The sequence below is a fragment of the Streptosporangium sp. NBC_01810 genome (assembly GCF_035917355.1).
Lineage (GTDB): Bacteria > Actinomycetota > Actinomycetes > Streptosporangiales > Streptosporangiaceae > Streptosporangium.
This window is the reverse complement of the sequence record NZ_CP109070.1, coordinates 3,780,840-3,795,740: the sequence shown is the minus strand read 5'-3', so window position 1 is coordinate 3,795,740 and position 14,901 is coordinate 3,780,840. Positions and strand designations below refer to the sequence as shown.

Here is a 14,901-nt window from a genome sequence, read left to right as displayed (position 1 = left end):
CGGACTTCCGTGCGCTGGCGAGCAGGCTCGGCTATGGCGCGCCGAGGGTTCCGATCGTGTCCACCCTGACCGGGCAGGCGGCCACGGCCGAGCAGTTGTGCTCGCCGGACTACTGGGTGGATCAGGTGCGTGGAGCGGTCCGCTTCGCCGACGGCATCCGCACCCTGCGCGCGCAGGGTGTGCGGGCGTATCTGGAGCTGGGCCCCGACGGGGTGCTGACCGCCATGGCTCAGGACACGCTGATGGCGGACTCGGGCCCGAGTGCCGCGAATCAGGCCTCAAAGTCCGGCTCGGACGTGGAACCGGCCTCCGGGCCGGATTCGGACGTGGTGCTGGTGCCGGTGTTGCGCGGGGGCCGGGACGAGCAGGAGGCCGTTACCGAGGCGCTGGCTCGTCTGCACGTGCACGGCGTGCCGGTGAACTGGCAGACGGTGCTTCCGCGCGGGCGCCGGGTCGATCTGCCGACCTATGCCTTCGAGCACCAGCGGTACTGGCCTGAGGGGGCCGGTTCCCAGGTGGGCAACGTGGCCGCGGCCGGGCTGGCGACAGCCGGTCATCCGCTGCTGGGCGCCGCGGTGGGGCTGGCCGACTCCGACGGTGTGCTGCTGACCGGGCGCCTGTCGGTGCGGTCGCATCCGTGGCTGGCCGATCACGCGGTGGCCGGGACGGTGATCTTCCCGGGTACCGGGTTCCTGGAGCTGGCGATCCGGGCGGGTGACCAGGTCGGCTGCGATGTGGTGGAGGAGCTGACGCTGACCGCGCCGCTGGTGCTGGGCGAGACCGACGCCGTCGCGGTGCAGGTGTGGGTGGGCGCCGCGCAGGAGTCGGGCCGCCGGAGCGTGAACGTGTACGCCCGGTCGGCGCAGGCCGCGGACGATGTGCCGTGGGTGCGGCACGCGACCGGCACTTTGGCTGCCGGTGTGCTCGCGACCGGCACGTCTCCCGCGGTGCCGTTCGACGCGGCGGTGTGGCCGCCGCAGGGCGCGACCGCTATCGAGACGGATGGGTTGTACGAGGGAATGGCCGCGGGCGGGTTCGCCTACGGTCCGGTGTTCCAGGGGTTGCGGGCGGCCTGGCGGGGTGTCGACGGTGCGGTGTTCGCCGAGGTCGTCCTGCCCGAGCAGGCGCAGTCGAGTGCGGGTGCGTTCGGGGTGCATCCGGCGTTGCTGGACGCGGCGTTGCACGCGGTGCCGTTCGTCGGGCTGGATCCGGTGGAGGGTGGCCGGTTGCCGTTCTCCTGGAGTGAGGTGAGCCTGCAGGCGGCAGGTGCGGCGATGTTGCGGGTGCGGCTGCTTCGGACCGCTGCCGACTCGGTCACGCTGACGGCGGTGGACGCGGCCGGGGAGCCGGTGCTGTCGGCGCGGTCGCTGGTGCTGCGTCCGTTCTTGCCCGGTCAGATCGCCGCCGCGGGTGGTGGCCAGGTGATGGAGCGCGATGGGCTGTTCCGGTTGGAGTGGACCACGCTCTCCGAGGTCACCGTGGCCGACCCGGTGCCGGTGGCGATGGTCGGCTTCGCGGCGTTCGAGCCGGACGCGCTGGGTCTTGCGAGGAGGTGGGAGTCGGTCGCGGTTCATCGTGATCTGTCGGCGCTGGCGGAGGCGGGGTCGGTGCCGGGGGTGGTGCTGGCCGAGGTCGCGGCCGGGTCGGCGGTGGAGGTGGTGGCTTCGGCGCATGAGGTGACGGCCGGGGTTCTGGGACTGTTGCAGGGCTGGTTGGCCGAGGAGCGGTTCGCCGAGTCGCGGCTGGTGTTCGTCACCCGGGGGGCGGTCGCGGCGGGTGATGGCGAGGTGGTCGCCGATCTGGCGGCCGCGGCGGTGTGGGGATTGGTGCGTAGTGCCCAGTCGGAGAATCCGGGCCGGTTCCTGCTGGTCGACGTGGACGTGGACGAGGAGTCGGTGCGGCTCGGTGCGCTGGGTGGGGTGCTGGCTTCGGGTGAGCCGCAGGTGGCGGTGCGCGGGGGCAGGGTGTGGGCGCCGAGGTTGGCGTCGCTGGTGTCGGGGGCGGGTCTGCTGCCTCCGTCCGGTACGGGGTGGCGGCTGGGCAGCCGGGCCAAGGGCAGCCTGGACGCGCTGGAGCTCATTCCCTACCCGGAGACGGCTGAGCCGTTGGGAGCGGGGCAGGTGCGGGTGGCGGTGCACGCGGCGGGGGTGAACTTCCGTGACCTGCTGGACGGGTTGAACGCGCTGGGCTGGTTCCAGGACAAGGTCGGCCTGATGGGTGGTGAGGCCGCCGGGGTGGTGCTGGAGGTCGGCCCCGAGGTCGACGACCTGCGCCCGGGGGACCGGGTGGTCTGTCTGACCGAAGGCGCATTCGGCCCGGTGGTCACCAGCGCCCAAGTCCTGGCCAAGATCCCTGACGGGGTCTCGTTCGAGCAGGCCGCGACGATCCTGGTGACGTTCCTGACGGCCTACTACGGGCTGATGGACCTGGCCGGGCTGCGGGAGGGCGAGCGGCTGCTGGTGCACGCCGGCACCGGCGGTGTGGGCATGGCGGCGATCCAGCTGGCCCAGCGCCTGGGGGTGGAGGTGTTCGCCACGGCCAGCCCGGCCAAGTGGGACGTGCTGCGTTCGCTGGGCATCCCGGACGATCACATCGCCTCCTCCCGGAGTCCGGAGTTCGAGGAGCGGTTCCGCGCGGTCTGCGGTGAGCGGGGCATCGACGTGGTGCTCAACTCGCTGACCGGGGAGCTCATCGACGCCTCGGCGCGGCTGCTGCGTCCGGGCGGCCGGTTCATCGAGATGGGCAAGCTCGACATTCGCAGCCAGGAGCAGTTCCCCGGGCTGGTGTATCACTGGTTTGACATGCTGGATGCCGGGCCTGAGCGGTTGCGGCAGATCCTGGCCGAGTTGATGGGGTTGTTCGCGGCCGGTGAGTTGCGGCCGTTGCCGTTCACGGCGTGGGATGTGCGCCGGGGCCGGGATGCCTTCCGGTTCATGAGTCAGGCCCGGCACACCGGCAAGATCGTGCTGACCATGCCCCGGGTCTGGAACCCGGAGGGCACGGTGCTGATCACCGGTGGCACCGGTGGTCTGGGTGCGGAGCTGGCCCGGCATCTGGTGGCCGAGCGGGGTGTGCGGCATCTGCTGCTGACCAGCCGCCGAGGCCCCGACGCCCCCGGTGTGACAGAACTTCACCGGGAGCTGAGCGATCGGGGTGCCCGGATCACCATCATCGCCTGCGACATGGCCGACCGGGATGCGGTGGCGGGTCTGCTGGCCGGGATCGACGCCGAGCATCCGCTGACCGCGGTGATTCACGCGGCTGGAATCGTGGATGACGGGACGATCGCCTCGCTGACGGCGGAGCGGCTGGACGCGGTGCTGCGGCCGAAGGTCGACGCGGCCTGGCATCTGCACGAGCTGACCCGGGAGATGGATCTGGCCGGGTTCGTGGTGTTCTCCTCGCTGGCCGGGCTGATGGGCAACGCGGGGCAGGGCAACTACGCGGCGGCCAACGCGTGGCTGGACGCGCTGATGGCCCAGCGGCAGGCGCAGGGACTGCCGGGACTGTCGCTCACCTGGGGTTTGTGGGCGCAGGCTACCGGGATGACCGGGGGACTATCGCAGGCCAGCGTGGAGCGGATGACCGCCGCCGGGCTGCCGCCGATCACCACCGAGCAGGGGCTTGCCCTGTTCGACACGGCCATCGGCTCGGACTCACCGCTGGTGGTCCCGGTGCGGCTGAACCTGCCGGCGATGTCCGCCCAGCTGGTGCCACCGCTGCTGCGCGGGCTGGTGCGGGGCACTCGCCGTACGGCCGCCGCGCTGTCGGCAGCCGGAGGTGGTGGTGCGGGCGAGGCACTGTCCCGGCAGCTGGCCGGCCTGGACCACCCCAAGCGGATCCAGATGCTGATCGACCTGGTCCGGGCTCAGGCCGCCGCCGTCCTCGGGCATTCCTCCTTGGAAGCGGTGGACGTCCGGCGGGAGTTCCGTGAGCTGGGCTTCGACTCGTTGACCGCGCTCGAGTTGCGCAACCGGCTCAACGCCGCCACAGGGCTGCGCCTGCCCTCCACTCTCGTCTTCGACTACCCCACCCCCACCGTGCTCGGTGAGTACCTGCTCAGTGAAGTGCTCGGCGTGCACGGCGACGCGATTCTCCCGGTGGCCGCCACCTCGGTGGTGGACGACCCGATCGCCATCGTCTCGATGGCCTGCCGCTACCCCGGAGGGGTGAGCTCTCCAGAGGATCTGTGGCGGCTGGTCGCCGAGGGCCAGGACGCCATCTCCCCACTGCCACGGGACCGAGGCTGGCAGGCGCGTGGCGAGCTGGACTTCGACGGTGGTTTCGTCATCGACGCGACCGACTTCGATCCGGGATTTTTCGGCATCTCGCCGCGTGAGGCGCTGGCGATGGACCCGCAGCAGCGGCTGCTGCTGGAGGCGTCCTGGGAGGCGGTCGAACGAGCGGGCATCGACCCGGTCTCGTTGCGCGGCAGTCGTACCGGCGTGTTCGCCGGAGTGATCTACCACGACTACGGGACGAGCGCTCAGTTCCCGCCGGATGTGATGACTTTCGTCAGCACCGGTAACTCCGGGAGCATCGTCACCGGCCGTGTCGCCTACGCGCTGGGGCTGGAGGGTCCGGCGGTGACGGTGGACACCGCGTGTTCGTCGTCGCTGGTGGCGATGCACATGGCGGCGCAGGCGCTGCGCTCGGGCGAGTGCAGTCTGGCGCTGGCCGGTGGGGTGACCGTGATGGCCACGCCGGGGGTGTTCATCGACTTCAGCGCCCAGGGCGGGTTGGCGTCCGATGGTCGGTGCAAGGCGTTCGCCGACACCGCGGACGGCACCAGCTGGTCCGAGGGCGTGGGTGTCCTGGTGCTGGAGCGGTTGTCGGACGCCCGCCGCAACGGGCACCAGGTGCTCGCGGTGGTGCGTGGATCGGCGATCAACCAGGACGGTGCGTCGAACGGGTTGACCGCGCCGAACGGCCCGTCGCAGCAGCGGGTGATCCGTCAGGCGCTGGCCGGCGCGGGGTTGTCGCCGTCCGAGGTGGACGTGGTCGAGGCGCACGGCACCGGTACGACGCTGGGCGACCCGATCGAGGCGCAGGCGCTGCTGGCGACGTACGGCCAGGACCGGCCCGAGGACCGGCCGGTGCTGCTGGGCTCGGTCAAGTCGAACCTCGGGCACACCCAGGCCGCCGCGGGTGTGGCCGGTGTGATCAAGATGGTCATGGCGATGCGACACGGCGTGCTGCCCAAGACGCTGCACGTGGACGCCCCGTCGTCACACGTGGACTGGTCCATGGGCGCGGTGGAGTTGTTGACCGAGGCCAGGGACTGGCCGGAGGCCGGTCGCCCGCGGCGGGCGGGGGTGTCGTCGTTCGGGATCAGTGGCACCAACGCGCACGTGATCATTGAGCAGGGTCCGGAGGCTCCTGAGACGGAGTCGGGTGGCGAGGGCCAGGCTCCGGCTGCGGATGTGGTGCCGTGGGTGGTGTCGGGCAAGACCGAGGAGGCGCTGCGGGCGCAGGCGCGCCGTCTGGCGGCGTTCATGGACACACACGGTGAGCTGAACCCGGTGGATGTGGGGTCGTCGCTGGTGTCGTCGCGGTCGGTGTTCGAGCACCGGGCCGTGGTGGTCGGCGGTGGCCATGAGGAGCTGCTGGCGGGGCTGGCGGCGGTGACTTCCGGTGAGTCGGCGACGCGCGTGGTTGCGGGTGTGGCCGATGTGGAGGGGAAGTCGGTGTGGGTGTTCCCTGGTCAGGGGGCGCAGTGGGTGGGGATGGGTGCGGCTCTGCTGGAGGAGTCGGCGGTGTTCGCGGCTCGGATGGCGGAGTGTGCGGCGGCGTTGCAGCCGTTCGTGGACTGGTCGTTGCTGGATGTGGTCCGGCAGACCGAGGACGCTCCGGGGCTGGATCGGGTGGATGTGGTGCAGCCGGCCTCGTTCGCGGTGATGGTGTCGTTGGCGGCGGTGTGGGAGTCGCTGGGGGTTCGTCCGGACGCGGTGGTGGGGCATTCGCAGGGGGAGATCGCGGCGGCGGTGGTGGCGGGTGGTCTGTCGTTGTCGGACGGTGCGCGGGTGGTGGCGTTGCGCAGCCGGTTGATCGCCGAGCGGTTGGCCGGGCTGGGGGCGATGGCGTCGGTGGCGTTGCCGGTCGAGCGGGTGCGTGAGTACGTGGCGGTTTGGGACGGGCGGGTCTCGGTGGCTGCGGTGAACGGTCCGAACTCGGTGGTGGTGGCCGGTGAGGTCGCGGCGGTGGAGGAGCTGGTCGAGCGCCTTGCCGCTGAGAACGTGCGGGTGCGGCGGATCGCGGTGGACTATGCCTCGCATTCGGCGCAGGTGGATCTGATCGGGGAGGAGCTGGCCGGGGTCTTGGCGGGGGTGGCGCCGGGGCCGGTGCGGGTGCCGATGCTGTCGACGGTGACGGGTCAGTGGGTGGAGGGTGCGGAGCTGGGGGCCGGGTATTGGTGTGAGAATCTGCGGCGTACGGTGGGTTTCGCTCCGGCGGTGGGGGTGTTGCTGGAGCAGCGGTATCGGGTGTTCGTGGAGGTGAGTCCGCATCCGGTGCTGACGGTCGGGGTCCAGGAATGCGTGGATGCGGCCGAGGTGGAGGCTGTGATCGCCGGGACGTTGCGCCGTGAGGACGGCGGCCTGGATCGGGTGCTGGTCTCGGCGGCGGAGCTGTTCGTCCGTGGGGTGGCGGTGGACTGGCGGCAGGTGCTGCCGGGCGGGCGCCGGGTTGACCTGCCGACCTACGCCTTCCAGCGCCAGCGGTTCTGGCCGAGCGAGAGGCAGAGCGGTGATGCCCGGGTGCTGGGCCTGGCCGCGACGAGGCATCCGCTGCTGGGCGCGGTGATGCCTCGGGCCGACTCTGACGGGGTGGTGCTGACCGGGCGGTTGTCGTCGGCGTCGCACTCGTGGCTGGCCGATTACGTGGTGGCGGGCTCGGTGGTGGTGCCGGGTGCGGCGTTCGTGGAGCTGGCGGTGCGGGCCGGTGACCAGGTCGGTTGCGATCTGGTGGAGGAGCTGACGCTGACCGCGCCGCTGGTGCTGGGCGAGGGTGACGCGGTCGCGGTACAGGTGTGGGTGGGCGCCGCGGAGGAGTCGGACCGCCGGGCGGTGAGCGTGTACTCGCGGTTGGCCGACGCGACCGATGAGGTGCCGTGGGTGCGGCACGCGACCGGCACGCTCGCGACCGGTGCTCCGCAAGCCGCGCCGTTCGAGGTGGAGGTGTGGCCCCCGGCCGGGGCGACCGCGATCGAGCTGGACGGCCTTTATGACGAGCTGGCCACCCGAGGGCTGGGGTACGGTCCGGCATTCCAGGGGTTGCGGGCGGCCTGGCGGCGCGATGGTGAGATCTTCGCCGAGGTGAGGTTGCCCGAGCGGGTCGGCGAGGCGGATTCGTTCGGGTTGCATCCGGCGCTGCTGGACGCGGTGCTGCACGTGGTGCCGTTTGCGGGGCTGGACGATTCCGAGGCTGTCCGGGTGCCGTTCTCCTGGGGTGAGGTGTGCCTGCACGCGGCCGGGGCTTCGGTGCTGCGGGTGCGGCTGGCCAGGGTGGGTGGCGATGCCGTGTCGCTGAACGCGACGGATGCGACGGGTGCGCCGGTGCTGTCGGCGCGGTCGGTGGTGCTGCGGCCGATTTCCACCGGGCAGCTGGCGCTCTCCGATGGTCGCGGGGCCGGGCAGGACACGCTGTTCCGGGTGGAATGGGCTGCGGTAGGCGGTCTGCCGGAAGCCGACCAGGTGCCGGTGGCGGTACTCGGCCGGGACACGCTGGGTGTCGCGGTGGCGTTGCGGGTGGCCGGGGACGTGGTGCCGGTGCATGCGGATCTGCTCGCGCTGGCCGAGGCGGATCCGGTGCCGGCGGTGGTGCTCGCGGAGGTGGTCTCGGATCCGGTGGCCGGGGTGGTGGAGTCGGCGCATGCGCTGGTCGCTCGCGTTCTGGATGTGGTGCAGCGGTGGCTGGCCGATGACCGGTTCGCCGATTCGCGTCTGGTGTTCGTCACCCGGGGCGCGGTCGCGTCGGGTGACGGCGAGACGGTGGCTGATCTTCCGGCTTCCGGGGTGTGGGGGCTGGTCCGCAGTGCGCAGTCGGAGAACCCGGGCCGGTTCGTGCTGGTCGACATGGACCAGGACCAGGCCTCGCTGTCGGCCTTGCGCGGTGTACTGCCGGGGGTGCTGGCCTTGGGTGAGCCGCAGGCGGCGGTACGCGAGGGTGACGTTCTGGTCCCGCGCCTGGCGCGGATAGCGCCAGGATCTGACGTTGGCGACGCGCCGGGCCGGGTCTGGGACCCGGAGGGCACGGTGCTGATCACCGGTGGCACCGGTGGTCTGGGCGCGCTGTTCGCACGGCACGTGGTGGCCGAGCGGGGTGTGCGGCATCTGCTGCTGACCAGCCGCCGGGGCCTGGACGCTCCGGGTGCGCTGGAGTTGCGGGCCGAGCTGATCGCGCACGGGGTCGAGGTCGAGATCGCGGCCTGCGATGGGGCCGACCGTGACCAGGTGGCGGCGCTGCTGGCTCGGGTGGACGCCGGGCATCCGCTGACCGCGGTGATCCACACCGCCGGTGTGCTGGCCGATGGCACGATTCCGTCGCTGACGCCGGAGCGGCTGGATGCGGTGCTGCGGCCGAAGGTGGATGCGGCCTGGCACCTGCACGAACTCACCCAGGACCGGGACCTTGCGGCGTTTGTCGTGTTCTCCTCCATGGCGGGGGTGATGGGCAACGCGGGTCAGGGCAACTACGCGGCGGCGAACGCGTTCCTCGACGCGCTGGCCCAGCTGCGCCGGGCCGAAGGGCTGCCGGGAGTGTCGCTGGCGTGGGGCTTGTGGGCGCAGGAGACCGGGATGACCGGCAGCCTCGGGGCGATAGATCTGCAGCGGATGGCGCGAGCGGGGATGCCGGCGCTGTCGGCCGAGCAGGGGCTCGCGGCGTTCGAGTCAGCTGCCACGACGGGTCACTCGCCGGTGGTGGTGGTGCGGCTGGATCTCTCGATCCTGCGTACGTTCCCCGAGCTGCCGCATCTGATGCGGGGCCTGGTGCGTGCGGGCCGCCGCCTGGCGGTCTCCACCTCGGCAAGCGGGGATTCGGAGCTGGTGCGGCGGCTGGCGGGGCTGGAGGAGGCCGAGCGGGTTCGGCTGGTGGTGGAGCTGGTGCGCGCTCAGGCGGCGGTGGTGCTGGGTCACGCCTCGGGGGAGGACGTCCAGCCCGGACGTGAGTTCCGTGAGCTGGGCTTCGACTCCCTGACCGCGGTGGACCTGCGCAACCGGCTCAACATCGCCGTCGGGTTGCGGTTGCCTGCGACGCTGGTGTTCGACTATCCGACGCCGACCGTGCTGGCGCGGTTCCTGGTGTCGGAGTTGCTGGGCCGGCAGGACCAGGCCGTCGGGTCGGGTGTGGTGGCCGGGCCGAGGGCGTCGACGGCGGACGATCCGATCGTGATCGTGGGGATGAGCTGCCGGTTCCCCGGTGGGGTGAACTCGCCGGAAGAGCTGTGGCGGTTGCTGTCCGAGGGCGGGGACGCGATCTCGCCGGTTCCGGCCGATCGGGGCTGGGATCCGGAGTTGCTGTCCGGGACGGGCCTCGATGTTCAGGGTGGGTTCCTGGCGGATGTGGCGGGGTTCGACGCGGGGTTCTTCGGGATCTCGCCGCGTGAGGCGCTGGCGATGGACCCGCAGCAGCGGTTGCTGCTGGAGGGGGCGTGGGAGGCGGTCGAGCGGGCCGGGATCGACCCGGTCTCGCTCAAGGGCAGCCACACCGGCGTGTTCGTGGGAAGCAACAGCCAAGACTACACGAGCCTGATCATAAGTACCCAGACGGATGTGCAAGGCCATGGCGTCACCGGTCTCTCGGCCAGCGTTTTGTCGGGCCGCCTGTCCTACATGCTGGGCTTGGAGGGCCCGGCGATGACGGTGGACACCGCGTGTTCGTCGTCGCTGGTGGCGATGCACCTGGCGGCGCAGGCGCTGCGGCAGGGGGAGTGCTCGCTGGCGCTGGCCGGCGGTACGACGGTGATGGCGTCACCGTTGGGGTTCATCGGCTTCAATGCGCAGGGCGGGATAGCAGCCGACGGGCGATCCAAGGCGTTCGCCGACAGTGCGGACGGTACCGGCTGGTCTGAGGGTGTGGGCGTGCTGGTGCTGGAGCGGTTGTCGGATGCCCGCCGTAACGGTCATCAGGTGCTGGCGGTGATGCGTGGGTCGGCGATCAACCAGGACGGGGCGTCGAACGGGTTGACCGCGCCGAACGGTCCGTCGCAGCAGCGGGTGATTCGTCAGGCGCTGGCCGGTGCGGGGTTGTCGCCGTCCGAGGTGGATGCGGTGGAGGCGCACGGTACGGGTACCAGGTTGGGTGACCCGATCGAGGCGCAGGCGCTGCTGGCGACCTACGGCCAGAACCGTGAAGCCGACCGGCCGCTGCTGCTGGGCGCGATCAAGTCGAACCTCGGTCACACCCAGGCCGCCGCGGGTGTGGCCGGTGTGATCAAGATGGTGCTGGCGATGCGGCACGGCGTGCTGCCCAAGACGCTGCATGTGGATGCGCCGTCCTCGCATGTGGACTGGTCGGCGGGTGCGGTGGAGCTGCTGACCGAGCAGGTGGAGTGGCCGCGGACGGGCCGTCCGCGCCGGGCGGGGGTGTCGTCGTTCGGGATCAGCGGCACCAACGCGCACGTCATCCTCGAACAAGGGCCGGAAACATCGGCGGAAGAAGACACTCCGCAGGACCGGGTGCCTGCCGCGGGTGTGGTGCCGGTGCTGGTGTCGGCGAAGACGGGTCAGGCGTTGCGGGCGCAGGCCGGGCGGCTGGTGTCGGTCCTGGACGGTGAGCCTGGTCTGGGGCTGGCCGATGCGGCGTTCTCGCTGGCCACGACGCGGTCGGCGTTCGAGCATCGGGCGGTGGTGCTGGCCGCTGATCGTGAGGGTGTGCTGGCCGGGCTGGGTGCGCTGGCCGAGGATCTGCCAAGCGTGAGTGTGGTGCACGGAGCGGCGGGAGCGGAGCCGCGGCTCGCGTTCCTGTTCACCGGTCAGGGGAGCCAGCGGGCGGGGATGGGCCGGGAGCTGTATGCGCGGTTCCCGGTGTTCGCGGCGGCGTTGGATGCGGTGATCGGCGAGCTGGACCCGATGCTGGACGGTTCGCTGCGCGAGGTGCTGTTCGCCGAGCCGGGCAGTGACCAGGCGCAGGCGGGGTTGCTGGATCGGACCGGGTGGGCGCAGCCGGCCCTGTTCGCGGTGGAGACGGCGTTGTTCCGGCTGGTGTCCTCGTGGGGGGTGCGGCCGGATGTGCTGGCGGGGCATTCGATCGGGGAGATCACCGCGGCGCATGTGGCCGGGGTGTTGTCCCTGTCGGATGCGTGTGCGTTGGTGGCGGGCCGGGCGCGGTTGATGCAGGCGCTCCCCTCCGGTGGGGCGATGGTGGCGGTGCAGGCCTCTGAGGAGCAGGTCGCCGCCCTGCTGGCCGGGTACGAGGACCAGGTGTCGGTCGCGGCGGTGAACGGCCCGGCCTCGGTGGTGATCTCCGGGGCCGAGCAGCCGGTCCTTGAGGTCGCCGCCGCCCTGGAGAAGCGGGGCATCAGGACGAAGCGGTTGCGGGTGTCGCATGCGTTCCATTCGCCGTTGATGGAGCCGATGCTGGCGGACTTCCGCACGCTGGCGAGCAGGCTCACCTACGGCGCGCCGAGGGTTCCGATCGTGTCCACCCTGACCGGGCAGGCGGCCACGGCCGAGCAGCTGTGCTCGCCGGACTACTGGGTCGACCAGGTGCGTGGAGCGGTCCGCTTCGCCGACGGCATCCGCACCCTGCAGGCGCAGGGCGTGCGGGCGTATCTGGAGCTCGGCCCCGACGGGGTGCTCACCGCCATGGCCCAGGACACCATCGCGACCGAGCCGGAGGCACATGTGCACGAGTCGCACACGGTGCTGGTGCCGGTGCTGCGCAAGGACCGCGACGAGCACGGGGCGTCCCTGGCGGCGCTGGCCGAGCTGTATGTGCACGGGGTGCCGGTCGACTGGCGGGCAGTGCTGCCGGGTGGGCGCCGGGTCGACCTGCCGACCTATCCCTTCGAGCATCGACGGTTCTGGCCTGATGGCAGTGCCGGTGCGGGGAACATGGCGGCGGCGGGTCTGGCCACGGCAGGGCATCCGCTGTTGGGCGCCGCGGTGGGGCTGGCCGATTCCGATGGGGTCGTGCTGACGGGACGGTTGTCGGTGCGGTCGCATCCGTGGCTGGCCGATCACGCGGTGGCCGGAACGGTGGTCTTCCCGGAGGCCGGGTTCCTGGAGCTGGCGGTGCGGGCGGGTGACCAGGTCGGCTGCGACCTGGTCGAGGAGCTGACGCTAGCCGCGCCGCTGGTGCTGGGCGAGCGGGGCGCGGTCGCGATGCAGGTGTCGGTGGGGGCTCCGCAGGAGACGGGCCACCGGAGCGTGAGCATCTACGCCCGGTCGGCTGATGATGTGCCGTGGGTACGGTACGCGACCGGCACGCTCGCGACCGGTGCTCCGCAAGCCGCGCCGTTTGAGGTGGCGGTGTGGCCGCCGGCCGGGGCGACCGCGATCGAGCTGGAGGGGTTGTACGAGGAGCTGGCCGAGGACGGTTTCGCTTACGGTCCGGTGTTCCAGGGGTTGCGGGCGGCCTGGCGGGGTGTCGACGGTGAGGTGTTCGCCGAGGTGGCGCTGCCCGAGCAGGCGCAGTCGGACTCGGAGGCGTTCGGGGTGCATCCGGCTCTGCTGGATGCGGCGCTGCACGCGGTGACCTTCGCCGGGTTGGAGCCGGTGGAGGGTGGCCTGGTGCCGTCTTCGTGGGAGCAGGTGTGCCTGCACGCGGGTGGTGCTTCGGTGTTGCGGGTGCGGTTGGTCAGGACGGGGCCGGATGCGGTGTCGCTGAGCGCGGTGGACGCGGCCGGGGAGCCGGTGCTGTCGGCGCGCTCGGTGGTGTTGCGGCCGGTCTCGGCCGAGCAGCTGGCGCTCTCCGGTGGTGTCGGCGTGGGCTGGGAGTCGTTGTTCGGGGTGGAGTGGGCGCCCACGGGTGCTTTGCCGGAGCCCGGTGGGGTGTCGGTGGCGGTGCTGGGTGCGGACGCGTTGGGGGTTGCTCCCGCGTTGCGGGCGGCCGGGGAGCCGGGTGGCCTTGCGGTGGAGGTGCACGCGGAGCTGTCGTCGCTGGCGGCGGGCACGGTGCCGGCCGTGGTGATGGTGGAGGCGGTCTCGGATCCGGTGGGAGAGGTGGTGGAGTCGGCGCATGCGCTGACCGCCCGGGTGCTGGACCTGTTGCAGGGCTGGCTGGCCGAGGAGCGGTTCGCCGAGTCGCGGCTGGTGTTCCTGACCCGGGGCGCGGTCGCGGCGGGCGACGGCGAGGTGGTCACCGATCTGGCGGCCGCGGCGGTGTGGGGTCTTGTCCGTAGTGCCCAGTCGGAGAATCCGGGCCGGCTCCTGCTGATCGATGTGGATCTGGAATCCCCGCTGTCAAGGCTGCTGGGGATGTCGGTGTCCGAGGAGCCGCAGATGGCGGTGCGCGGGGGCGAGGTGCGGGTGCCGCGCCTGGCGCGGATGGCGCCCGGCTCTGACCTGGGCGACGTGGCGGGCCGGGTCTGGGATCCGGAGGGGACGGTGTTGATCACCGGTGGTACCGGTGGTCTGGGCGGGCTGTTTGCGCGGCATGTGGTGGCCGAGCGGGGTGTGCGGCATCTGCTGCTGACCAGCCGCCGGGGCCTGGACGCTCCGGGTGCGCTGGAGTTGCGGGCCGAGTTGATCGCGCACGGGGTCGAGGTCACCATCGCGGCGTGCGACATGGCCGACCGGGACGCGGTGGCGGCCCTGCTGACGCAGGTCCCGGCCGAACATCCGCTGACCGCGGTGATCCACACCGCGGGTGTGCTGGCCGACGGGACGATTCCGTCGCTGTCGGCGGAGGGGTTGCATGCGGTGTTGCGGCCGAAGGTGGATGCGGCCTGGCATCTGCACGAGCTGACCCGGGGCCTGGACCTGGCGGCGTTCGTGGTGTTCTCCTCGCTTGCGGGTGTGGTGGGAGCGCCTGGTCAGGGTAACTACGCGGCGGCCAACGTGTTCTTGGACGCGCTGGCTCAGGTGCGCCGGGCTGCGGGGCTGGCGGGGTTGTCGCTGGCGTGGGGTGCCTGGGCCCAGGACGCGGGGATGACCGGCACGCTGGGTGAGATCGAGATGCGGCGGATCAGCCGGACGGGTATGCCGGCGTTGTCGGCCGAGCAGGGGCTCGCGGCGTTCGAGGCGGCGGTGGGGTCGGATCGGGCGATGGTGGTGCCGGTGCGACTGGAGCTGTCGGTGCTGCGGGCGATGGGCGAGGTGCCGCATTTGATGCGGGGCCTGGTGCGTGCGGGGCGCCGGTCGGCGGTCTCCGTTCTCGCGGGCGGGGACGCGGAGCTGGTGCGGCGGCTGGCGGGCCTGGAGCAGGCCGAGCAGGTGCGGCTGGTGATGGAACTGGTGTGCACTCAGGCGGCGATGGTGCTGGGGCACGAGTCGGTGGACGCGATCCAGCCGGGACGGGAGTTCCGCGAGCTGGGCTTCGACTCCCTGACCACTGTGGAGCTGCGCAACCGGCTGAACGCGGCGACGGGGCTGCGGCTGCCCGCCACCCTCATCTTCGACTACCCCACTCCCGTGAGCCTCGCCGAATACCTCCTGGAGGAAATCGCGCCCGGAGCGAACAAGGCCACGGAGTTGTCATTGCTGGCCGATCTCAACCGGTTCGAGACCGCTCTTTCCGATACCGCGCTCGACGAGCTCGCCCGGAACGGCATCGTCACCCGGCTGCGGCAGCTACTGGCGAAGATGAGCGAGAGCAGCACGGAAACTAGTGAAATCGCTGTCGCCGACGTGCTCAACTCTGCGAGTACCAAGGACATCCTCGGCTTCATCGAAAACGAACTGGGCCGCCTCAAAGACCTGTGATGTCCCGGCTCATACGCGAATACCCTGGAGGGCTTCT

The 14,901-nt window shown here is 71.6% G+C and carries 1 protein-coding gene (cut by a window edge); it reads left to right on the top strand.

The features are described from left to right. On the top strand, positions 1 to 14,864 hold the end of the coding sequence (locus tag OIE13_RS16655) for an SDR family NAD(P)-dependent oxidoreductase (protein WP_442816069.1). Its footprint begins 35,710 nt before the window's first position; 14,864 of the gene's 50,574 nt are visible here — the last part of the coding sequence; its start codon lies beyond the left edge, outside the window; its stop codon occupies positions 14,862 to 14,864. Positions 14,865 to 14,901: the final 37 nt, after the last annotated feature.